The 22,512-nt window shown below is 40.1% G+C and carries 20 protein-coding genes, 1 pseudogene and 2 riboswitches; of the genes and pseudogenes, 10 read left to right on the top strand and 11 right to left on the bottom strand.

The features are described 5' to 3' along the window. Positions 1–125: 125 nt before the first annotated feature. From CUU64_RS13710 to CUU64_RS13700, 3 genes are all read right to left on the bottom strand, one after another. On the bottom strand, positions 126–770 hold the full coding sequence (locus tag CUU64_RS13710; RefSeq protein ID WP_101634181.1) for a LytTR family DNA-binding domain-containing protein: 645 nt from the start codon (positions 768–770) through the stop codon (positions 126–128). Between the two features lie 188 nt (positions 771–958). Continuing rightward, positions 959–1,624 carry a haloacid dehalogenase type II gene (locus CUU64_RS13705; RefSeq protein WP_101634180.1) on the bottom strand — a complete coding sequence of 222 codons (666 nt, stop codon included), beginning with the start codon at positions 1,622–1,624 and terminating at the stop codon, positions 959–961. Between the two features lie 134 nt (positions 1,625–1,758). After that, on the bottom strand, positions 1,759–2,082 hold the full coding sequence (locus tag CUU64_RS13700; protein ID WP_101634179.1) for a thioredoxin family protein: 324 nt from the start codon (positions 2,080–2,082) through the stop codon (positions 1,759–1,761). Positions 2,083–2,669: 587 nt separating this feature from the next. On the opposite strand from CUU64_RS13700, the gene CUU64_RS13690 reads away from it, so the two are divergent. The 3 genes from CUU64_RS13690 to CUU64_RS13680 all read left to right on the top strand — a co-directional run bounded on the left by CUU64_RS13690 (position 2,670) and on the right by CUU64_RS13680 (position 5,978). Continuing rightward, entirely contained in the window at positions 2,670–3,233 is a 564-nt protein-coding gene (locus CUU64_RS13690; protein ID WP_101634177.1) for a biotin transporter BioY, read from the top strand. A 188-nt stretch (positions 3,234–3,421) separates the two neighbouring features. Further along, positions 3,422–4,888, top strand: coding sequence for an AMP-binding protein (locus tag CUU64_RS13685; protein WP_257985523.1), 1,467 nt, complete (start codon positions 3,422–3,424; stop codon positions 4,886–4,888). After that, a complete protein-coding gene (locus tag CUU64_RS13680; RefSeq protein WP_101634175.1) occupies positions 4,884–5,978 on the top strand; it encodes an acetyl-CoA C-acyltransferase in 1,095 nt (364 codons plus the stop codon). The genes CUU64_RS13685 and CUU64_RS13680 overlap by 5 nt, the downstream gene beginning before the upstream one ends. 124 nt (positions 5,979–6,102) lie before the next feature. Here CUU64_RS13680 and yccX read toward each other — a convergent pair whose 3' ends face one another. After that, a complete protein-coding gene (gene yccX / locus CUU64_RS13675; protein ID WP_180954603.1) occupies positions 6,103–6,375 on the bottom strand; it encodes an acylphosphatase in 273 nt (90 codons plus the stop codon). 150 nt (positions 6,376–6,525) lie between these two features. Continuing rightward, positions 6,526–6,635: riboswitch (TPP riboswitch) on the top strand. Positions 6,636–6,748: 113 nt separating this feature from the next. Here yccX and CUU64_RS13670 point away from each other — a divergent pair. From CUU64_RS13670 to CUU64_RS13650, 5 genes are read left to right on the top strand one after another with little or no spacing between them, the layout of a single operon-like run. Then, positions 6,749–7,369 carry a thiamine phosphate synthase gene (locus CUU64_RS13670; RefSeq protein WP_101634174.1) on the top strand — a complete coding sequence of 207 codons (621 nt, stop codon included), beginning with the start codon at positions 6,749–6,751 and terminating at the stop codon, positions 7,367–7,369. After that, on the top strand, positions 7,353–8,462 hold the full coding sequence (gene thiO, locus CUU64_RS13665) for a glycine oxidase ThiO (RefSeq protein WP_101634173.1): 1,110 nt from the start codon (positions 7,353–7,355) through the stop codon (positions 8,460–8,462). Before CUU64_RS13670 ends, thiO begins: the two co-directional genes overlap by 17 nt. A gap of 15 nt (positions 8,463–8,477) precedes the next feature. Beyond that, positions 8,478–8,681, top strand: a complete 204-nt coding sequence (gene thiS, locus CUU64_RS13660; protein ID WP_101634172.1) for a sulfur carrier protein ThiS — start codon at positions 8,478–8,480, stop codon at positions 8,679–8,681. Continuing rightward, positions 8,678–9,451, top strand: coding sequence for a thiazole synthase (locus CUU64_RS13655; RefSeq protein ID WP_180954602.1), 774 nt, complete (start codon positions 8,678–8,680; stop codon positions 9,449–9,451). The genes thiS and CUU64_RS13655 overlap by 4 nt, the downstream gene beginning before the upstream one ends. Next, positions 9,448–10,455, top strand: coding sequence for a ThiF family adenylyltransferase (locus CUU64_RS13650; protein ID WP_101634170.1), 1,008 nt, complete (start codon positions 9,448–9,450; stop codon positions 10,453–10,455). Before CUU64_RS13655 ends, CUU64_RS13650 begins: the two co-directional genes overlap by 4 nt. Positions 10,456–10,764: 309 nt before the next feature. Here the strand turns inward: CUU64_RS13650 and CUU64_RS13645 are convergent, their stop codons facing one another. The 3 genes and pseudogenes from CUU64_RS13645 to CUU64_RS23155 all read right to left on the bottom strand — a co-directional run. Continuing rightward, positions 10,765–12,225, bottom strand: coding sequence for an aldehyde dehydrogenase family protein (locus CUU64_RS13645; RefSeq protein ID WP_101634169.1), 1,461 nt, complete (start codon positions 12,223–12,225; stop codon positions 10,765–10,767). Between the two features lie 649 nt (positions 12,226–12,874). Continuing rightward, the gene (locus CUU64_RS23160) at positions 12,875–13,822 is read right to left on the bottom strand and encodes a methyl-accepting chemotaxis protein (RefSeq protein ID WP_374702721.1); all 948 of its coding nucleotides are present in this window, start codon (positions 13,820–13,822) and stop codon (positions 12,875–12,877) included. Further along, a pseudogene (locus CUU64_RS23155) lies at positions 13,817–14,785 on the bottom strand (cache domain-containing sensor histidine kinase); the annotation flags it as partial. The pseudogene CUU64_RS23155 and the gene CUU64_RS23160, both read right to left, overlap by 6 nt. Positions 14,786–15,107: 322 nt before the next feature. Then, positions 15,108–15,195, bottom strand: a riboswitch (cyclic di-GMP riboswitch). Between the two features lie 482 nt (positions 15,196–15,677). Here CUU64_RS23155 and CUU64_RS22365 point away from each other — a divergent pair. Further along, positions 15,678–16,991, top strand: a complete 1,314-nt coding sequence (locus CUU64_RS22365) for a RidA family protein (protein WP_219621875.1) — start codon at positions 15,678–15,680, stop codon at positions 16,989–16,991. A gap of 195 nt (positions 16,992–17,186) precedes the next feature. On the opposite strand, the gene CUU64_RS13625 is transcribed toward CUU64_RS22365, so the two are convergent. The 3 genes from CUU64_RS13625 to CUU64_RS13615 form a co-directional block, all read right to left on the bottom strand. Beyond that, a complete protein-coding gene (locus tag CUU64_RS13625; RefSeq protein WP_101634167.1) occupies positions 17,187–18,647 on the bottom strand; it encodes a protein adenylyltransferase SelO in 1,461 nt (486 codons plus the stop codon). A gap of 361 nt (positions 18,648–19,008) precedes the next feature. Beyond that, positions 19,009–19,434, bottom strand: a complete 426-nt coding sequence (locus CUU64_RS13620) for an ASCH domain-containing protein (protein WP_101634166.1) — start codon at positions 19,432–19,434, stop codon at positions 19,009–19,011. Positions 19,435–19,728: 294 nt separating this feature from the next. Beyond that, entirely contained in the window at positions 19,729–20,316 is a 588-nt protein-coding gene (locus tag CUU64_RS13615; protein ID WP_101634165.1) for a vWA domain-containing protein, read from the bottom strand. A gap of 98 nt (positions 20,317–20,414) precedes the next feature. On the opposite strand from CUU64_RS13615, the gene CUU64_RS13610 reads away from it, so the two are divergent. Continuing rightward, positions 20,415–20,915 (top strand): hypothetical protein, encoded by a 501-nt coding sequence (locus CUU64_RS13610; protein WP_101634164.1) that lies wholly within the window; start codon positions 20,415–20,417, stop codon positions 20,913–20,915. Positions 20,916–21,042: 127 nt separating this feature from the next. On the opposite strand, the gene CUU64_RS13605 is transcribed toward CUU64_RS13610, so the two are convergent. Further along, positions 21,043–22,485 (bottom strand): glycoside hydrolase family 1 protein, encoded by a 1,443-nt coding sequence (locus tag CUU64_RS13605; protein WP_101634163.1) that lies wholly within the window; start codon positions 22,483–22,485, stop codon positions 21,043–21,045. Positions 22,486–22,512: the final 27 nt, after the last annotated feature.

The following is a 22,512-nucleotide window of genomic DNA, read 5'->3' as shown; positions in this document are numbered from 1 at the left end:
CTCTCTCAAAAGTGAATATGAAATCATTTTACCCAGAATAGAACATCAGATTTCAATCGAGGGATAGGTTACGGAAAATTCAGATAAAACAGCGAAATCAACTCCCTAAACAGCATATTTTTACCCTAAAATCCTAGCAGTCTCCGAAAATAGCTGGAATAGGACTGGCTTACAGGAACTCTGTCACCATTATTCATCGATAGTAAAAACGTAGAATGCGTATCAGGATAAATTTCGCTGATATGATTCACATTCACGATAAAAGATCGATGGCATCGGATAAAATAGTCCTTTGGCAATATAAACTCAAATTCCTGAAGCGAGTTTTTATGAGTCCCTGTCAAGCCTTCGGTGTGAACAAAAGTCTTTTTCTCTTTTGACTCTATGTAAGTAACCTGTGTAAAAGGAATGGGAATCCATCCGTCTTGGGTCTTTAATGTGACAACCGATTTTCCATCCGTTAAAGCAGGCGAAATAGCCGTTACGCATCCCTGCAGTATTCCTTCGTGCAGAAAGGGCATGGCCATACCGTGATAAGGAATGCCAAACACGTCACGGTTAATAAATTCAGAGACTTTTTGATTGGACCTTAATGCTTTATAAGTGATCGTCCCTTCTTTTACCGGATCCCCTGGCCGGATTTTAAGATCAATCCGTTTGCTCGGTCGGTAATAAATATATTCCTTCGTATTTGATACAGCAATTGATATTTCGTCTGAAAACAATTCCCCTATAACGTCCAACAGGGAAACTACCGTAATACTTTCCATCTTCAACACCTTCCATGATGTAAACGACATTAAGTAGGTTTATTTTACCCTCTTTTCGATATAGTTTCTATGATTTGGGATGGTAACGATTGAAATAACGCCCAAATTGCTCAAAATGGGTTTGTTTCTCTGAAAATTATTCTATTACTTTTGTAGCAATGGCTAATGATTTTTATCGATTATAGAAATTACCGCCATTCCAGTATCCCCTTTAAATCCGAATAAATTCGATCAGGTTCCAAATTCAGTTCTTCCACTGGGAGATTGTTTCGATTAATCCAAGCAGTTTTAAAGCCGAAGTTTCTTGCTCCTGAAATATCCCAGCCATTGGAAGACATAAATAACACTTCTTCCCTCTCAAGGCCCAGGATATTTAATGCATGACCATAAGAGGCAGGTGTGGGTTTATATTGTTTCATATCGTCTACACTAATTACCTCATCAAACAGACTGGATAAACCGGAATTATGAAGAAGCGGTTCTAACATATCCCGGGACCCGTTAGAAAAAACGGAAAGTTTTTTATGCCTTAGTTGGGTTAATACATTCTCCACTTCCGGATAATAAGCTAGGTTTTTATATGCCTCAATTAGTGCTTGTTCATTTTGAATGCTATGTTCAAGCTTTAATTTTTTCAGGGAGTATTTTAATGAGTCCTTTGTTATGTTTACAAACGTATCATATCTACCCATCAATTGACGCAAAAATGCGTATTCTAGCTGCTTTTCCCTCCACAACAAGCTGATTTCTTCACCTTTGCCGCCGTATAGTTCATCACACTTTTCTTTTACGGAATGGACATCAAATAATGTACCATACACATCAAATATAAATGCTTTAATACTAGAACTCATCTTTTATAGCTCCCTTCTGGGGATTTCATCATAAACCTGTTTTAAGAATGGGTTTAAGAAATTTTACTGTACCTTTAGAAGTATTACCAAAAAGGGGAGCTTACCACTAGATAAGCAGTAAGCTCTTGAATAGCTTAAGAAAAATATTTTGAAAGAAACTCTGTTACCTGTTCGGGAGTTTTTGCGTTTGCACTATGCAAATGACCTAGCTTTTCTCCGTTTCTGAACACTAGTAAACTCGGGATTCCCATAACATCATAAGATTCAGCAATTTCAGGAAAAGCATCCTTATCTATTTCGAAGAATGGAATGTCTGAGAAATCACCCTCTAAAACGGAAGGCAAAAAGGCGTCCATTCTTTTACAATCCGGACACCAACCTGCAAAAAACTTAACTACGACAGGATGTTCCTTCTTGATTGTTTCGTTAAACTGTTGTTCTGATTGGATCATGATCATTATGTTATCCTCCTTGATTTAGACAAAAGAGCAGACAACAAAAGGTCTGCCCTATATGATTAATTAGATTTTAAATTTTTCTTTAAACATTGTACAAGTTTTTACGAAGTGCTTTTTGCATGATTCATTTATTATACTCTTCGTATATAGATATTTGATTAATATAATCGAGCATATACTCCTATATTTTTTCCTATTATTCGGTAACTCAGCTTCTGTTTCAATAAAACGTTTGAACAGCTCATTAACTTCATTAACATAATCGCTCAAAAGATATTGATAAAGATGTTGAATGAAGGACATATGACGATAACAATATTCCACAAGCTTATCATTCATTTTTTCCGCCTTTAAAATCTCTACATAGGCTGATGGCAGATGACTTTAACTAACCACATTTTATAATTTTGAATTCCAATATTCCAAATGCATTTGTCCATCCCACTTAGTAAAAAACGGAAAAGGCGATTTTTCTATACACTTAAATATGTAAACATAAATAATTATGCAGTTGACACATTTTCCTACAAGCATTTACAATTAAAGTTATAATTTATCTATTATTCTTAAAATTGGAGAGATTATTTATGAAGACCACAGATATGACGTATGTTGCTTTATTCGCAGCTGTTATGGGCGCTTTAGGATTAGTGCCGCCTATCATGTTATCATTCACTCCGGTTCCGATTACCCTTCAGACACTGGGTGTTCTGCTTGCCGGAGGAGTTCTGGGAGCAAGACTCGGAGCCTTAAGCCAAATTGTTTTCTTGTTAATTGTGGCAGCCGGTGCCCCTCTTCTATCCGGAGGCCGCGGCGGAATCGGTGTTTTTGTAGGGCCAAGTGCCGGTTATTTGCTTGCCTACCCGCTTACTGCGTTTTGCATCGGTTATTTACTTTCGCGTTTCCGCACATTATCATTGCGAAATATTTTACTTTTAAATCTTACTGTCGGAATTTTCTTGATTTATTTAATTGGCATACCCATTCAAGCTTTTGTTATGAATATTGATCTTCTACAGGCAATAAAATTAAGCCTTATTTATATTCCGGGAGATACATTGAAAGCTATAATTGCTTCTATTCTCGTACACAGGCTGCTAAAGTCTCCTGTCTTTTACCGTAAATTATCCAAAACATTCGAGGCACATTGATGTGTCTCTTTTTATTAGAAACCTCGCAGATTAGATATGCTTCTTTAACGCGAAGACAGACTCATTTTTAGGGCCACACGATTTTGGATCACAAAGATGTTGCCATGGATGTGTCGTCTATGTCGTATTCTTATTATGCAGGAAGGAAAGATTATTCCTTTCCTTCTTGCCTAGAAAGGAGAATTCCCTTGGCTGCAATAACTGAAACCTACGCTAAACATGCTGAACTTTATCCAGAAAAAGTAGCCATTCACACGGATAACCAACTATTAAGCTATTACGAATGGCACGAATTGATTTGCAAAACAGCAAATTGGCTTGACTCTATAGGCGATGTAAATAAGAGATTAGCAATCTTTATGCCCAACAGTGTACCTTTCCTGCAGCTCTTTGCAGGAGCCTCGATGGCTGGCTGGATCGCAATCCCGTTTGATATGAAATGGAAGGAAGAGGAGATAGAGAAACGTTTGTCCCTTTCTCAACCTTCTGTGCTGATTACGACAAGGGACATGCATCGTCATTTAAATCATCTCCATCCTGATGTAAGGATATGGGATGATTGTGAGGAAGAAATGAATCAGGCTGCTGTTGTTGAAAGAGGGACCTTGGAAGGAAATACACCCTTTTATATGGGGTTTACCTCTGGAACAACCGGAAATCCGAAAGCTTTTATCCGTTCCCATGAATCATGGGTTGAAAGCTTCCATTGCAACCGTTTTGATTTCCATATTGATGAGACTGATCATGTTCTCATTCCAGGCCCGTTTATTTTTTCTCATTTCTTATATGGAGCAATAAGTACTTTATATTTAGGCGGAACCGTCTACGTGCTTGAAAAATTCTCCCCTTTTCAAGTTTTATCATTTATACATACATATCCGATTACGATTGTATATTTAGTCCCGACTATGATCGAAGCCCTCCGAACCTATGGGCACACCACCGCCAATGAGATGAAATTTATTTCATCCGGTGCTAAGTGGGAAGAGAATTCGAAGCTCGCGATCCGAAAGTTGTTTCCTAACATGTCTATGTACGAATTCTATGGGGCTAGTGAGCTGAGTTTTGTTTCTGTTTTAACTGATGACCAAAACAATCAGAAGCCTGGATCTGTGGGAAAACCGTGCCACAATGTGGAACTGCAAATCCGCCGTGCAGACATGAGTACAGCTGAGCCAAATCAAGTTGGAAAAATATATGTGAGAAGCAACATGCTATTCACAGGCTACCTCGATAACGATTATCAAAGCATTCAACCGATTCGGGACGAAAATGGATGGGCTACCGTTGATGATATGGGTTATCTGGATGAAGATGGCTTCCTATATATCTCGGGCCGCGAAAAAAACATGATTTTATATGGCGGGATCAATATCTTTCCTGAAGAGATTGAAAAAGTTATATCCCTTCACCCTGATGTAGACGAAGTCGCAGTTATAGGTCTGGAGGACCGATACTGGGGGCAAGTCGCGGCTGCTGTGATAAAAGGGAACGCCACAAAAACGGATCTCAGAAATCTATGCAGGACGAAATTATCATCCTATAAAATCCCCCGCAAATGGTATTTTGTCGATGAAATGCCACATACAACAAGCGGGAAGATTGCCCGGGCGAAGTTAAAGGAATCACTGGAACAAGAGGTGAAAAGCCATTAAACGCGCGGTAATCGTAAAAGCAAAACGAACACCTGTCGGAAAAAGGAATGGAATGCTTAAAGCCTTGCAGCCACATGAACTGGCCGCACCTCTTCTCCGTGACTTGGCAGGTGGAATAGAGGATAAGATTGACGATGTGATTCTTGGAAATGTAACAGGGCCTGGAGGAAATGTAGCAAGGTTGTCTGCTTTGGAAGCAGGACTCCCTCTTTCTGTTCCCGGATTAACACTTGACCGGCAATGCAGCGCAGGACTCGAAGCGATTCGAATGGCTTGTTATATGATTCAAGGGGGAGCAGGAAACTGCTACATTGCAGGTGGTACCGAAAGCACCAGTACCTCTCCCTATGAAAAGAGAGCCCGATTCTCTCCAGATCGAATAGGTGACCCTGACATGGGTGTTGCTGCAGATTATGTGGCTCAGAAATATCAGATTCCAAAAGAAAAACAGGATGAGTTTGCGCTATTAAGCTATGAACGAAGTTGGGAAGCCTATAATAAACGCATGTTTGAGGATGAAATACTGACCATTGATAAATGGAATAAGGATGAGGAATTTTCCAGGGAGCGGAACATGCGGGCGGTCTTAAAGCGGGCCAAACCGATCTTTATAAAAGGCGGAACGGTCACAGCTGCAAACAGCTGCGGCATTCATGACGGTGCAAGCGCAGCATTGGTGATGGAAGAAGAAACCGCTAACCTTCTTGGGTTTCGGCCTGTTTTACGATTCATTGATAGCGAGGTATCAGGCGTACACCCCCATTACCCGGGAATAGCCCCTGTCCCGGCAATCCAGCAATTATTGAAACGAAATCAGCTGACAATCGAGGAAATTGGTCTAATGGAAATCAATGAAGCATTTGCTTCAAAGATCGTTGCATGTGCACAGGAACTCTCCATTCCATATGAAAAATTGAACATTCGCGGGGGAGCCTTAACCATGGGCCATCCGTATGGGGCTTCTGGTGCCATCTTGGTATCTCGGCTGTTTTACGAAGTACAAAGAAGAACACAGGGCAAATATGTACTCGCGGCAATCGGAAGTGGTGGAGGAATTGGTGTTGCCGTGCTGTTTCAGGCATTAATGTAAAAATGAAAAGATTTTTATCAGTTTTGGGTGAATAAGGGTGCCTTTCACTCCTTTAGTTTAATCAGCGATCATAAAGTATGAGGCACCCTAGCCAAAAATGCATTTCTTACATTTATTCAGGAGATTACTTCTTTATAGAAAAATTCGAATATGTTTTTTCCTCAAACAACGGGGTAACACTGACATTTTCCACTGTCGAGAAGCGATTCCCTTTTTTCAGCCAGGAAATAAACATGGATAACTGCTTCTCATTTCCTGCAGCAACGATTTCAACCGTTCCATCTTCCCTATTTTTTACCCACCCAGTTATATGATGTTCCAGGGCCTTTACTTGGGTAAAATAACGGAAACCTACTCCCTGTACATGGCCGCTGACCACGATGTGTATATGTTTCAATGTGTTCCCTCCATCCATTTGTGCCATAGTATATACCCTTCTCTAACTCAGAACGAATTTCCTTCTTCTGCAATCTAATCAAAAAAATCACCAATTCGTTGTATTGTTCAGAATTTTATGTTATTTTTATTTCATAACCAAATAAAATACCAATCTCACTAGGGGATCCCATGTTATGGGCTGAGAATAAAGTAGTGACTTTTAAACCCTTATAACCTGAACAGGTTCGAACCTGCGTAGGAAAGTGGCTCATATTGTTTCTTTGTGCTTGTATTTTTCTTGTACAAAACTACAAACCACTTTCCTGTTTCGGAGAGTGGTTTTTCTGTTTGGAAAAGTTTTTGTTCCAATTCTCTGATGGAGGATAAGGCTAATGAAATTAATTGCAGTAACCGATGATTTGCATTCTGTCCAGGATATAGCTTCCATCATTATTTCAATTAGAAATGTTGTCGATTACGTACATATTCGGGAAAAAACAAAAAATATCCAGCAATTGCTTTTACTAATTCAGCTTTTAGAAGCTGGAGGTGTTAAGAAAGAAAAAATCGTCATAAACGACCGCCTGGATGCAGCACTACTTATGAGTATTTTCAATGTTCACCTCCCTTCCCACGGTCTTCCAATCAAATATGTAAGGGACCATTTCCCTCATCTCCGTATTGGACGTTCCGTTCACTCCTTGGAGGAAGCCAGGCAAGCCGAAAAAGATGGGGCGGATTATGTTTTATATGGTCATTGTTTTATGACGAACAGTAAAAAGGGGATACCTGCTAATGGGGCCCATACAATCGGCGATTTGAAAAGAGACCTTCAAATCCCGGTTTATGCAATCGGGGGAATTACGGCAGAACGGGTAAAAGCAATACAACAAACCAATGCAGATGGAATTGCGGTTATGTCGGGAATATTTTCTGCATACAACCCGTTATCTTCAGCACTGCTTTTTAAGGACGCATGTAAGGAGGAACAAAGCCATGAAAAACAAGTTTGATGTTGTTGTAATCGGCGGAGGCATTATCGGCTGCTCGATTGCCTATTATTTAGCTAAGGAACAGATAAACGTTGCAGTATTGGAAAGCGGGCAAATAGGCAATAAAGCCACCGGCGCCGCTGCTGGAATGCTTGGCGCCCACTCAGAAATAGATGATGAGCATGACATATTTTATCCTTTTGCAAGGAGCAGCCAATTGGAGTATCTGAAGCTTCAGGAAGAGATAAGGGAACTTAGTGGAATTGACATACAGCTTAAAAAGGGCGGCATATTTAAGCTTGTCTATACAATGTTTGAAAAACACCTGCTTAGATACACACTTTCCCTGCCTACTGTTGAATGGTACGACGAACAAGATGTCAGGAAATATGAACCTGCTATAGCCTCAAACATTTTAGGAGCCGCATATATTAAAGACGATGTACATGTTTTGCCTGTTTCAGTATGCAGGGGGTTTAGTAAAAGCGCCCAGTCACTGGGTGCGTCCATTCTGGAATATACTCATGTATTGGATATACATCAAAAGGGCAGCACTTATGTAACAAAAACGACTGCAGGAAATTTTGAATCGCAATATGTCGTAGTGGCTAATGGTGTATGGAGCAGTTCTTTTTTTACCCAGCTTAGTTTACGCCATCAGCTTGTTCCAGTCAAAGGAGAATGTCTATCCGTTTCTCATGAAAGCATCATGCTGAAACATACTTTATTTCATGATCATAGCTATATTGTCCCAAGAAATGATGGAAGGCTAGTAATCGGGGCGACCATGGTTGAAAACGACTGGACTGAAAAAGCCACTCTTGCAGGGATTGAATCGCTGATTGAAAAGGCAAAGACCATGCTGCCGTCTGTTACCGAGATGAAAATCGAATCTTTCTGGTCAGGCCTTCGTCCGCAAACATTTGATCAGAGGCCATTTATTGGGCCTCATCCCGAACAGGAAGGAATACTGTTTGCAGCCGGCCATTTCCGGAATGGAATTTTACTTGCTCCTGCCACCGGGCAAATGATTCGGGATTATATTCTAAAAAAGGAAGTTAAAAAAGAGTGGGCAGAAGCATTCAGAATTGACCGCAACATGGTACCTGTGTAGGGAGGTGATAAACAAGTGACCATTCAATTAAATGGCAGACAAGTAAATTTGCCTGAGGGCGTATGCTCAATTCAGGATTTGCTTTCATTTTACGAGTTAGACAATAAAATTCTTGTAGTGGAACTGAACAAGGAAATTGCAAACAAGGAGGAGTATGCTTCACGGCTTTTGGCCAATGGAGATACCGTTGAAATCGTTCATTTTGTAGGAGGAGGATGACCATGCTTAAAATAGCCAGCCAAACGTTTAACTCCAGGCTGTTGCTCGGTACAGGCAAATATCCATCATTTGAAATTCAAAAACAAGCGATTAAAGAATCAGGGACTGAAATCCTGACTTTTGCGGTACGAAGAATGAATATTTTTGAGAAATCCCAGCCGAATTTTCTGGAACAATTGGATTTGTCAAACTACACCTTACTTCCTAATACCGCTGGTGCCAAAACAGCTGAAGAAGCGGTGCGGATTGCCAAGCTTGCTAAAGCTTCAGGGTTATGCGACATGATAAAAGTCGAGGTCATTGGCTGCGATAAATCCCTTTTGCCTGATCCCATTGAGACCTTGAAAGCTTCGGAAATGTTGTTGGCCGAAGGATTTACAGTATTGCCTTATACGTCAGATGATGTTGTCCTGGCAAAACGGCTCGAGCGACTGGGAGTTCATGCAATTATGCCAGGTGCCTCGCCGATAGGTTCCGGAAAAGGAATCGTAAATCCCTTAAATCTGCAGCTGATCATTGAACAAGCAACCGTTCCTGTTATTATTGATGCCGGCATCGGTTCTCCAAGTGATGCCGCCTATGCCATGGAGCTCGGAGCCGACGGTGTTTTGCTTAATACGGCGGTTTCCGGTGCCAAAGATCCCGTAAAAATGGCCCTTGCCATGAGGCTGGCAGTTGAAGCAGGACAACTTGGTTTTGAAGCGGGAAGAATCTCTGAAAAAAATTACGCAGAAGCAAGCAGCCCGCCTATGGGGATGGTGACTTCTTGAATCATCGATATACAAAGCAGGAATTATTTTTAGGGAAAGAGGGACAGTTAAAATTGCAACGTGCCCATGCAGTTATTATCGGCGCAGGGGCACTCGGATCTGCAAGTGCAGAGATGCTTGCAAGAGCAGGAGTCGGAAATATTACGATTGTTGATCGTGATTACGTAGAGTGGAGTAATTTACAGCGCCAGCAGTTATATACCGAAAACGATGCGAATTCAAAACTGCCTAAAGCAATTGCCGCTAAAGCCCGCCTAGAGGAACTAAATAGCGAAATAAATATAAAAAGTATTATAGCCGATGTCAATGGCCAGAATATCGAAGAACTAATAAAAAATAAAACCATTATTATTGATGCTACCGACAATTTTGAAACTAGATTGGTAGTCAATGATGCGGCTGTAAAGGAAAAAATACCATTTATTTTCGGGGCATGTGTGGCTAGCTATGGGCTGACTTTCCCCATTATTCCGGGAAAAACCCCCTGCCTGCATTGTTTACTGAATCATTTGCCAGCCGACGGCATGACATGTGACACAGTCGGTGTGATTGGCCCGATTGTCCAAATCATTGCAGCTCTTCAGGTCACAAACGTGTTTAAGCTTCTTACCGGACAAGAGGTTTTGCCAATCATGCAATCCCTTGATATTTGGAAAAATGAAAAGACAGCAATAAACATACAGGGATTAAAAAATTGTGATTGCCCAACATGTAGCGAAAATGCCACTTTTCCTTATTTGATGTTCGAAAATCAATCAAAAACCGATGTGTTGTGCGGGAGGGATGCCGTTCAACTTCGACCGGGAATCCCCCGCCCTATTCAGCTTGAGAGTTTATCTGAACGCTTAAAAGAGTCTGTAAAGAATGTCGTTTTAAATCCATACCTGCTATCATTCTCTCTTGAAGAATACCGAATCGTCCTTTTTAAAGATGGCCGTGCAATTATCCACGGTACCAATGAGCCTTCAAGAGCAAGAAGCATTTATAACAGGATTATTTATTGATATATAATACCCTTTTTGAATTAGAGCTGATATCATATGGTAATCACCAATCTACCTGTCCGAAAAACTGAAAATAATACATACTCTGTTCGCAAAAAAGAGGGGAAAAACATAAGGCTGAAATTACATAACCTGTAATTCAGCCTTAATTCAACTATTCTCTTATTTTTTAGTAGATTTCTCCATTACGTTCTATAGCATAATCCCCACCATAAAAAGTGTAATATCCTAGCTGTGGATTTCTACACTTATCTTCTTAGAGGGGATAATATCAATATGAAATAAGTTTTCTTGCAAAGGTTTGTTTACTTAGAAAGGAAACTGCCGTGGTTGTTTTTGAACAGAAACCCACTTCGTGACTGTGAATTCCTCAACAATCCAAGGATGGCTAAATCGTCCAAGACCACTGGCTTTGTTGCCCCCGAATGCTACGTCAGCTTGCGCGTTTACTGTCTGATCGTTGATATGAGTCATGCCAGCATCGATTTGTAGGGCTAATTCATGTCCCCTTTCAAGATCAGCAGTAAAGATTGCCGAAGATAAGCCATATTCAGTGTCGTTGGCAAATTCAATCGCTTGCTCGTCAGTTTCAGCAGGGATAATTTGAGCCACCGGGCCAAAAATCTCTGTTTGAGCAAGTGTAGAATCGTTTGGTACATCAATGAATACGAATGGAGAAATCACATTTCCTTCACGCTTACCTTCAAGAGCCAGTTTTAACCCATCTTCTTTAGCTTTTTGAACAAACCCCATTACTTTTTCAGCTTGCCGTTCATTGATAATCGGGCCAATCACAGTAGAAGGATCTTTCGGATCTCCGACTTTTAGTGTCTTTGTCTTCGCAACAAACTTTTCCACAAAATCTTTGTATTTGTCTTTTTGTACAATGATACGGTTTGTAATCATACAAATTTGCCCATTGTGTACAAATTTACCAAAAACGGCAGCATCTACAGCTTGATCAACATCCGCATCACTCAAGACAACCAGTGGGCCATTACCGCCAAGTTCAAGAGCCACTCTCTTCAGATTTTCACCAGCAATCCTGCCAATGTGTCTGCCGACCGCGGTAGAACCAGTAAAACTTATCAACCGCGGAATAGGGTTATCAAGCATCCCATCACCTATTTCTTCCAGGTCGGTTAAAATGGAGTTGAATACGCCTTTAGGAAGACCGGCATATTCAAAAGCTTTTGCAATAATTTGGCCACCAGTCAGACCTACCTGAATGTCAGGCTTATGAACAACCGCGTTTCCTAGAGCAATAGCTGGAGCGATTGTTCTTATACTTAAGTTAGTTGGGAAATTGAATGGTGTGATCGATGAAATAACACCTAAAGGGAGACGGTGGATATAATTTTCCTTTCCGGGAATCTGGGCAGGAATCGTTCTCACTTCATCCAGCTCTCCAGCTGATTGGATTGCTGCTTCCAGTTCATCATATGTAATGGCTAATTCGATATTTCCCTTTAAAATGGTAGAACCCGATTCACGTACGATCACTTTCACGATTTCTTCGTGATTTAGCTTATAGAATTCCAGTACTTTTCGAAGAACTTCTCTTCTTTGTTCGGCTGTAGATCTAGCCCATTCTTTTTGAGCCTTTTCAGCAATTTCAAAAGTTTCTTTAAGCTGTTCAGCGGTCGCTAATTTGACAGTAGTAATTACTGAGTTATCATAAGGATCTGTTATATCAAAAGTGCGTGAGCTATTCCCTTCCACCCACTCACCATTTATAAAACTTTTATTTAAATCTTCAAATCTTGACATAGACAAAAACACCCCACTTTTATATTAAAAGAGAAATACTTGTGCTGTAGATAAGAAATCTCCTTACTTTAGTATATAAAAATAGTAAATTTCTTATCCTACACAAAGATTATATCGGCAATTATTAAACGTTTTCAAGCTTTTTTGTCTATTTTGTGAACAGCATAAACCATGGAAATCTATGTACTATAAGACACAGCTGAAAATTATTAAAATAAGGTAGATTCTTTCTTCCAGCCCTAAGAGGGAATTTCAAATAATATAAGATTCAATCCAGACTAGGTCCTGCCTTGGTCTATTTAATGAGTTACTGAAATTATTTAAAAGCTATTAAAAATACCTTATGATGAAATCCACTCAAATATTAAAGAGAATGATAAATTCTAAGAATTGAAACTTTCTGGAAGTAGATCATGAAGTGAGAAATAACTGATAAAAGATCTATCCACTTATCAGTTATTCCCCTTAACTTATGAAGATCGATTTTAGGATTTGAAGGTAGGATAAGTCCACAATAAAAAATGGATTCCATTTTTCAGGAACCCATTTTCACAACAAATAATGTAATTAACCGATGATACTCTTCATTCTGCTTACAAAACCGTTCTCAAGCCTAACCTTAAAGGAGCCCTTACGGATTTAAATAGAATTATATTTTAAAACTGCGAACCAGCATTTGTAATTCTTCTGCCATTCCCGATAATGAAGAAGCAGATGCAGATACTTCTTCTAAAGAAGCTAATTGCTCCTGTGTCGATGCTGATACATTTTGAGTTCCTGCTGCCGCATTCTGCGCCACTTCCGCAATTGTATCAATGGAACTTACAATCATTTTTGCACTTTCGGAAATTTGTTGAATTGCCGCAGCCACTTCTTCCGTCTGTTTTGTAACATCATCTGTCGCTTTCCTGATTTCGTTAAATGATTGGCCAGCTGTATTTACCAATTCAATACCAGCAAGTACTTCTTGTGTAGTAGCTTCCATTGTTTTAACAGCCACATCGGTTTGCTGCTTATTTTTTGATATCAAATGTGTGATTTGTTCAGCAGCAGCCGCTGATTGTTCTGCTAATTTGCGAACCTCATCCGCTACAACGGCAAACCCTTTGCCCGACTCTCCTGCCCTTGCAGCCTCAATTGCAGCATTTAAAGCAAGCAGATTGGTCTGTCCTGCAATGTTGGTTATCGTTTGAATGATATCTCCAATTTGTTTGGATTGATCTCCCAACCCTTTAATTTCTTCTCCAAGATTATTAACAGTTGTTTGGATTGCATTCATTTGTTGTATGGAATTTTGGATCGCCTGGTTTCCGATATTTGCTTTCTCGGAAGTGTTGCTTGCATTTACCGATACGTTTTTAGCATTGGCGGTTATTTGCTGAACACCCCGGTCCATTTCACTAACGATTTTAATTGCTTGTTCAACACTTTCACTCTGTCTTTCAGTTCCCGAAGCAACTTCTTGGATTGTATATGAAATATGTTCCGCTGCCTGGCTCGTTTGTTCAGAACTCGCTGTTAATTGAACGGCCGATGATGATATTAACTCCGAATTTGCGGAAATTTTACCTATTAGATGTTTTAGACTTTCACTCATTTCATTTAAATGCTTGAATATATGGCCAATCTCATCATCTCGCTTAGAATCTGCTCTATATGCTAAATTACCCGATGCTATTTCTTTCATGCCTTCTTTTAATTGATTAAGAGGTGAGGTAACAGAACGCACATTCCACAGAACAAGCAAGATGCCGATTAAAATAGACACTACAATAACAGCAATAGTGGTATAAAGAATACCATTTGTCGCACTCGCAACCTCTGACATTTCGATGGTGCCGACAATTTTCCACCCTGTCATTTTATTTGTGACAAAAACCATTCTTTCTTCCTTAGCTTCATAATCGATTATTCCGGAATCTTTAGCGTAAAACTTAGAAACGGTAGCGTCTTTATTTTCAGTCCCAGGATCAAGCTTCGGATGAGTAAGGTATTTACCTTCCTGATCCATAATAGACACAAATCCCTTATCTCCGACTTTGATTTTGTTTACTCGCTCGGTAAGATTACTTAAACTTAAAACTACGCTGACAACTCCTGAACCATCATTTGTGGATTTCGACGGAACAATGATCACCTTTTCATCCTGTGATATGATCGGGCTGTTAACAAGTGCAGTTCCTTTGTTTTCGATTGCTTTTATGTACCAAGGACGTTCCCTGACATCAAATCCTGCGTCAAATTGCTGCTGCGGTGAATTTAATAATACACCGGTTGTCGTTGCAAATTGAACGTGATCATATTCAGGCTGGACTGCCTTGACTGGATCAAGAATTTTTCTGAGCTCAGGACTTGTTTCCCCTTGAACCATCTTCCCATTTACCGTTTTCGCTAAGTAATCCAGGTCCTCCAGGCTTGATGATAGAAGTTCGTTAATCTGATTGTTTACAGATTCTACGTCTTTCACAGCGTTTTTCTCAATTTCAGTTGTTATTTGGTTCGCCGCTTTTTGATAGGAAAACCATCCGATCGTGGTAGTTGGAACTATCAAAATCGCCATAAAAGCGATGATCAAACGAGTCTTGATGTTCATCCTCATCTTCAGTTTCCCTCTTGGTTTCTTTCTGGTTTTCATTTCTTATTTGTCCTCCAAATGCTGATTTTGAAACTCATTCTCTTCGAGTTTTACATTCACTACTATATAAAATAAGTATCACGAATCATGCATGCTTTAAAGCAGGTTTCGTCTTTAATCGACATGAAACACTCTTATAATAGATTTTTATAAAATTTAACGTATACACACCGTGAACTTCACAATGATCTCCTTTCTATGTTTTAGACAAAAAAATAAATCCCCGAAATAGGAGGATTCCAATAATTTCGGCAACTGGCTGGCATAACACGTTTCACGTTGTAGCCCCTGTAGTTTTGCGGCCCCATTTTTCAATGGGTGTGCCTATTCAATTGTTTTACAAACCTTAAATATACATAGTAAGATTCGACATTAAGAAAAAATTCGAGTTTATTCGACAAATTCCCACAGCTGAAGTATAGTATATTTTGCCTAATTTAACAAGAATTATCACTAACCAATTTCATTCTATTGATAATTACCCCGACCAAATACCTATCGTCTTTTTTTAATAAAAGTTTAGATACTTGTTCCAAACCACACTGTCTCATAGTGTTTTTTTAATAAAAATAGTTTTTATTGACTCTTTGAAAGATTTATAGTTGACAAATATTAAACTAGTTCTTTATATTTAGTCCTATTATTTCAGGATAATTGTGGGCGGTGATGCATTAATTGCTAAAACTTAGATGGTAACTGGTTGAACATAGAATAAATACTGACGCTTTGTTTAAATCATCTTATCTCAGTGATAGCAATTAACAGGTTAATGTATTGTGAAATTTGATAACAAAGTAATTTTTTAGGAGTGGTAATAATGTTTAAGGATTACTTGGCAGGAAAGCCATACAGACAAATTTTGTCTATTATTGCTATACTTATTTTGTTTTTTGCTAGTTTCGGACAAGACATTTTTGCTAAAACAAAAACCGATTTATCTCCAAATGGTGTTAAAACCTTGTCCCCGGATGGGGCAATCAAGCCGACCGGTACCTGGAGTCTAGGAACTCGAGCGGGCGATTATGTTCATGTAGCAGGTATGCGCGGAATCGACCCTGCAACCAATACATTGGTAAAAAATGAAAAAGACCGGATTCGCCAGGCGTTCCTAAACATGAAATTCATTGCGGAATCAGAAGGGGCATCCCTCAATGATGCAACCCGCTTAGTAGTGTATGTCACAGATATGTTCAGATACCGTCCATTGGTGAATGAAATCCAAGAAGAACTATGGGGTGAAGGGCCATATCCGCCGCGTACAATTGTCGAGGTGGACCGCTTGAATCAGGATGACATTGTTGAAGTAGAAGGGACATTCTATGCTCCTCTGAAGAAGAAATCGGGTGTAAAAACACTTGCTCCTGAAGGCGCAATTAAGCCGACTGGAACATGGAGTTTAGGAACTCGTGCCGGGGATTCTGTTTTTGTAGCAGGTATGCGCGGAATCGATCCTGTAACTAATGCATTAGTCAAAGACGAAAAAGAACGCATTCGCCAGGCATTCCTAAACATGAAGCTAATTGCGGAATCAGAAGGGGCATCCCTCAATGATGCAACCCGCTTAGTAGTGTATGTCACAGATATGTTCAGATACCGCCCGTTGGTGAACCAAATTCAAGAAGAGCTTTGGGGTGAAGGTCCTTATCCGCCACGAACAATTATTGAAGTGGATCGTTTGAACCAGGATGACATTGTTGAAGTAGAAGGAACATTCTATGTCCCATTGAAGGGCAAGCTAGGCGTAAAGACACTTTCTCCTGAAGGTGCCATTAAGCCAACTGGAACATGGAGTTTAGGGACTCTTGCCGGGGATACCGTTTATGTTGCAGGTATGCGTGGAATCGATCCTGCAACGGATGCTTTAGTCAAAGATGAAAAAGACCGGATTCGCCAGGCGTTCCTAAACATGAAGCTAATTGCTGAGTCTGAAGGGGCAAGCCTTAAAGATGCTACCCGCCTTGTAGTGTATGTTACAGATATGTTCAGATACCGCCCATTAGTGAATGAAATCCAAGAAGAGCTTTGGGGTGAGGGACCATACCCACCACGCACAATTGTTGAAGTGGATCGCTTAAATCAGGATGATATTGTTGAAGTAGAAGGAACATTCCATTCTCCTGATAAAAAATAAAAGTAAAATAGTTTTGAAAATCTATAATATCATTATTCCCGAAAAAATTTAAAGGCATCATTCCAGTTTCACCGGAATGATGCCTTTTCCTACATACTTCACCAACTACACAAATCAGTTTATTTTTGATTGAGGAACAATTATATAAAAAACGAAATGATCATGGCTATAGACCCACAATTCCAAATTTATGGATTATGTTCCGCAAAAAGTACGGTAAGGAATGGTTGATGGCTCAGGAAGTGTGGTGTATTCTTCTTGTTCTGGATTGTGGGCGTATGGGCGTGAAAGAACTTCAAGAAGCTTTTCGATTACGGTGAAGTCTCCGCGCTCCACTGCAGCTTCGAGTGCCGCTTCTACCCTGTGATTCCTTGGGATTACAGCAGGATTGCTGTTCCGCATTAATTCCTGTGAGGATTCTTTTGTTTCCTCTTGCCTTCCTAATCTTTCCACCCACACATCATGCCATTTTGCAAATTCCGAGCTGCCGAACAGGTCAGTACCTTCTGTTTTCCCAATGGTCAAAGCCCGGAAGGTATTAGTAAAGTCCGCCCCATACTTCTTCATTACATCCAGAAGGTCCTTAATAAGGGCTTCATCTTGTGTTTCCTCATTGAACAATCCCAGTTTTGCTCTCATTCCGGAAAGCCAATTTTGTTTATAAAGATCTGGATATTCAGCAATCGCGTCCTGGGCCAGTTCTATGGCCTGTTCCTGTTCTTCATGAATAAGCTCCAACAAGCTTTCCGCAAATCGGGCGAGATTCCATCCTCCAATACCCGGCTGGTTGCCGTAAGCGTACCGTCCTCCCGTGTCAATAGAACTGAATACCGTAGCCGGGTCATATTCATTCATAAAGGCGCAAGGACCATAGTCAATGGTTTCTCCGCTTATCGTCATGTTATCGGTATTCATCACACCATGGATAAAGCCAACCAGCTGCCATTTTGATATCAGGGCTGCCTGTCGCTTGATTACTTCCTTGAGTAGTGAAAGATAAGGATTTTTATCACCCTCAATTTCCGGATACTGGCGCTTTATCGCATAATCTGCCAAGGCCTTAAGTTCCCCGGGTGACCCCCATGTAGCAGCGTACTGAAAAGTGCCAACACGCAGATGGCTGGCAGCTACACGAGTTAAGATGGCACCTGGCAAGTGGGTTTCGCGGATGACCGCCTCACCGGTAGTCACCACGGCCAGGCTTCGTGTAGTTGGAATGCCCAGGGCATGCATAGCTTCACTTATGATGTATTCACGAAGCATTGGGCCAAGCGCCGCCCGGCCATCGCCCCCGCGTGAATATGGTGTCCGTCCGGGGCCCTTGAGCTGAATATCAAACCGTTCACCCCGGGGGGTAATCTGTTCGCCCAGTAATACTGCACGGCCATCACCCAACATAGTAAAATGACCGAACTGATGGCCCGCGTAAGCCTGGGCAAGTGGGGAAGCGCCTTCAGGAACCTTGTTGCCTGCAAAAATCGCTATGCCATCTTCACCTTGCAAAGCCTCAACATTAAGTCCTAATGATACCGCAAGCGACTGATTGAGTATGGCTAGCTTCGGAAACTCTACAGGATCTGGAGACTGGTTTGTATAAAAAGTTTTGGGCAGGCGGGCATAACTATTATCAAATTTCCATCCTATTTCTTTTGTCATCGTATCCCCTTTCCCTTCTTGTGTCCTTATTCTGAAAACAAAAACAAGTGCTATTCATTTTTTTATAAACAGGTTATATGGATCCTCTTATTAGACATTATAATGAGTCCTTCTATCAATTTATTATACCCTTTTTAAAATGGATTGACGTACTTTCAAGCTTTTGAATATTTCAATAAATATTTAGGAAAATTAATATGATTAGGTGTGAAAGATATTAATTACGTAAATACCTATATATAATGTAACGCCGGCCAAAGCCCTAATAAATTGAGGAGTAACCGCGGATGGAAATTATCTATAGGTTTTTTTAAAAGCCATTTCAACCAATAACCTAGAGAGAATTCAGCCACTGGAATTCTCATAGCTCATGCTCCCACAATCCAAGCTTTCCTTTAGCTGGAATGAATTCATCTAACATGTGCATATCTTTAACTTCCCAAACGTAACCACCGACAGGGAAATCGCCTAAAAGATAGTCATTACCCGATACTACACGCCCATCCTCCAATACTGCCCATGTTTCATTGTCTTCCGTTACCCTTAAACAATTTACAAGGTTGCATACAGCAATGATCTTACCAGTAGGAAGATTTTCAACAGTATACCTGTGCCTGCCAAGCAACGACTGAATGACCGGATAGCTACAGACTTCTTTATCTATTTTTTTACTAGTGTGAATCGCCAGAGCTCCCCGATAACTTGTTCTCCAAGTCCGCGTTTCATATTTTGCTTCTTCTAAAACGAAAAGGCTTGCCCAAGGCTGAATCATCGATAGTACCTTCATTAAGTAGCCTCCACCTCATAAAGATCACTTTTAAGTATATAGTGTCCTCGTAGAAAAAAATTATAAAACTGGTCAGCACTTGCTATATACCGCGAAAATGATTCCATAAAAAAGCTCAGAACTTTATGTTTCTTTACATTGTACTTATCTTGGTCCGAACTAAAACAACCCCTTCAATTTCACGAAGTTCTTTTATAAAAACGGAGATTTCCTCATGCAACCTGGATGATATGTAAGTCCCCGCTACAGTTAGACAAAGCTAAATCATCTACATTGTCTTAACGGCAGAAATTATTATTCTTTCCGTCTTCTCTCTGACAGTTCTTCCTGGACCATAAGATACATTTCTTCCACACCGGTGCTTGAAGCTTGAAAGTTATATGCATTACCTGCATTAATCCCCATGCTCTCTGCTTCTTCTGCGGCATCAATATTTGCCCCGATAAAAATAAATTCCCAATTATATTTCTCTTGTTGGTGTTTGATGAGCTCTTTCACCTTCTCATAGGTAAATTCACGGCTTGCATTTTCCATACCATCGGTCGTAATAACAAATATTATCTTGCCTGGTCTTAGCTCCTCGCTCATTTCTGATAATCTGTGCCCCACATCCAAGATGGTTTTCCCCACCGCATCCAGCAGTGCCGTACATCCTCTAACATAATATTCCTTGCCTGTGAGCCTAGTGCTATTAGCGTCAACCCCATTCCATAATATTTCATACATATCATCAAAAAGAACGGCTGTAACAAGTGTTTCCCCTTCCAGTTGGCACTGCTTTTCAAGCAGGGAGTTAAAGCCTCCGATGGTATCACTTTCAAGACCTGCCATGGAACCGCTTCTATCAAGTAAAAAAATGATTTCAGTCAAATTTCTGTTCACACGTATCATCCCCTCAAATTACTGATCATGGTATAATAATAGTTGGATTTATCCATATTTTGGTCGCTTCTTAAGCGACATTTGGGGGGGTACATCATTTGCTTAATGATAGGATACTTGCAGAAATGCGGGAATATGTAGAACATCACTTACATGAACTTGTATTCGTTGTATCTCAACCAATTCATGATTTAGAGAGTGAGTTTATCCTTGAGGATATACACGAGAGGGAAATAGAAGATTTTATAAAAAATAATCGAAAACCATCGCTCAAACAAGCATTGTTCAGCTTTATCGATCAAAAAGGGGCAAGTGACCCGGAAATCTACAATAAAGCCGGTATTGACCGTAGACTTTTTTCAAAAATACGCTCCAATCCAAACTACCGGCCCGGAAAAAATATCATTGTCGCTCTTGCATTAGCACTTGAGCTGGATAAAACGGACACGGATGAACTCTTAGGTGCTGCCGGTTACTCCTTGTCAAACAGCGAGACCGCAGACTTGGTCATTCAGTTCTGTTTGGAGAAAAAAATTTATGATATTGATGTTATCAATTACGCTTTGGATTCCTTCAGTCTGAAACCGTTGATTCGATAACGAATGTATACTGTTTGCGAAACTACCGTAATTACATTTGCCTATATACTGAGAGTTAGCATGGAATATTAGCTAAATAAAGAATTGGCCGGCCACTCAATAATGAATGACCGACCTATTCATTCCTTTATAATTGTTCTCCATTTGTCCGAATCACATTTTGGTACCAGAAAAAGGACTTTTTCTTTTTACGATCCAAAGTACCACTGCCATCGTCATGTTTATCAACATAGATAAAACCATAACGCTTTGAGAATTCTCCTGTTGATGCACTTACTAAATCAATGCACCCCCAGCTTGTGTAGCCCATTAGCTCCACACCGTCCTCAATTGATTCCCGCATTGCTATAATATGGTCACGTATATAATCAATGCGATACCCATCATTAATGGAACCGTCTTCCTCAACGGTGTCGATTGCTCCCAAACCATTTTCCACAACGAAAAGCGGAACCCTGTACCTGTCATACAATTGGTTTAAAGATATTCTTAGGCCGGTTGGATCAATTTCCCATCCCCAGTCACTTCTTTTAAGGAATGGGTTTTTAATTCCACCAAGAATATTACCTTGACCTACCTCTTCAGGAGATTTATCTTTTTTCTCGGTACGAGACATATAGTAACTAAGCGAAATATAATCAACCGTGTTTTCTTTTAATAATTCTAAGTCACCGTCATGAATTTCAAGTTCAATTCCATGTTCTTTGAAATAACGTTTTGTGAATGCCGGATATTCACCGCGGACTTGTACATCTGCACAGAAGTAATTAAAAAGACGTTCTTCTTGCAACGCATAAAGTACATTTTCCGGATTACTATCTACAGAATAAGTCGGAAGATATACAATCATACATCCAATTTGAGAATCCGGGATGATTTCGTGTCCTATTTTCACCGCAAGGGCACTCGCAACAAATTGATGATGATAAGCCTGGAAAGTTGGTTGATAACGGTCGCTTTCCTGTTGAATAGCAAAACCAAGGCCTAAAATCGGCATATGCAAGCTGCTATTTATTTCATTAAAGGTCATCCAGTATTTTACTTTGTTTTTATAATGGGTAAAAAGGGTTGTTACGTAACGTTCAAAGAATGTAATGACTTCCCGGCTTCTCCATCCACCATATTCTTTTACAAGGTGAATGGGCATTTCGTAGTGAGAAATCGTTACAACTGGTTCAATTCCATATTTATGTAATTCATCAAATACACGGTCATAAAATGCGAGACCTTCTTGGTTTGGTGTTAATTCGTCTCCTTGAGGAAAAATGCGTGACCAAGCAATGCTCATGCGATAAGCTTTAAAACCCATTTCGGCAAATAACGCAATATCTTCTTTATAACGATGATAAAAATCAATTGCTTCATGATTTGGATACATATATTTCTCATGATCTAGTTCAAAATCAAAACCAGGATCCTTTAGTACTTGAAGCCGCACTTTACCTCCTGGAAGAACGTCAGGTGTATTTAACCCTTTTCCGCCTTCATTATAACCGCCTTCTAATTGGTTGGCAGCAGTAGCTCCGCCCCATAAAAATCCTTCCGGAAAGGCCTTTTGATATTGATCCATTGATTTTTCCTCCTCTATTTAAATTTC

This window comes from Bacillus sp. V5-8f (assembly GCF_002863565.1).
Taxonomy (GTDB): domain Bacteria; phylum Bacillota; class Bacilli; order Bacillales; family DSM-1321; genus Peribacillus.
This window is presented reverse-complemented; position numbering and strand designations above follow the sequence as displayed.